1 protein-coding gene is annotated in these 1,111 nt (G+C 36.5%); it reads right to left on the minus strand.

Annotation, left to right across the window (positions count from 1 at the left end; translation table 11 throughout):
* Positions 1-243: 243 nt before the first annotated feature.
* The coding region (locus QZ114_RS07665; RefSeq protein WP_295501712.1) for a DUF1542 domain-containing protein at positions 244-1,111 on the minus strand (868 nt) is incomplete at its 5' end.

The following is a 1,111-nucleotide window of genomic DNA, read 5'->3' on the forward strand; positions in this document are numbered from 1 at the left end:
GAACACCTTTATTGTATCGCGTTTGGAGTTTTTTGGGTATAACCTTCGACGCGCACCCGCATAGCGGGTGGTTTTTTTGTCTCGCACCTAACGGAGCGAGACGGACTAATAGTCACATAATATAAAAAGGAGCATTTCCGCAGCTGGAAATGCTCCTTTTACTATTCATGATCGTTCATTATTCTTTTATCAACTATCATGTATTGATGAAATTCCAAATACATGCTGGGACAATATTGTCAACTATGCTTCTTCGTTATCTTTACGACGACGTCCTGCTAACCCTAGTCCTAATAAACCACTAGCTGCAGCTGCAATCATTGCTACTACAGATTCTGTTGTACCAGTATTTGGTAATACTGTTTGTTTTGAGTTGTTCTTCTCTTCAGATACTTTTGAAGGTGTATCTTTACCATCTTCTACTTGTTCTGAATTCTTAGAAGGTTCTGCTGCTGGTTTTGAAACTTCTTGTGGTTTTACTTGAGTATTATTTTGTTGATGATTTTCTTCAGATTTTTCAACAACTTCAACTGGGACAAATACTGTTGCTAATGTTCCGTCTGCTAATTTTAAGGTTACTTTTGCATTCTTGATTCCTACTGTAGTTGTATCAGGTAAGTCTATGCTAATAACCGTAATACTCTCTGGTAAGTTTAGTTTAGCAATGATATCAGCTTGAGTAATTGCATTACCACGTTCAGCTATTACTGTTCCAGTTATTGATGCTTGTAAGGCTGCTTTAATATCTAATTCTGGTCTATCAAATACTAACGCATCTTGATCAATTTGGTATAAGAATGGTCTTAAAGCTTTTTCGATTGCCTCGATACTTGTTGCTTTATCGATTGCATCCTTAGCTGCTTTTGCTTCTTCTCTTGCCAATTCTTTCGCCTTAACTTTTTCTTCAGAAGTTAAATCTGTTCTTCCATCAAGCTCTTTTTCTTTATTTGCTAAGGCTTCATCTATTGCTTTCTTAGCTTCTTCTTTAGCACCTACTGGATTGATTTTTGCAATATTTTCTTTTCCATCTTCTAATACTTTATTGATATCTTCTGATGTTGTTGCCTTATCAATTGCATTTTTCGCTGCTTCTGCTTCTTCTCTTGCCGCT

The sequence above is a fragment of the uncultured Streptococcus sp. genome, from assembly GCF_901875575.1.
In the GTDB taxonomy this organism is placed as follows: domain Bacteria; phylum Bacillota; class Bacilli; order Lactobacillales; family Streptococcaceae; genus Streptococcus.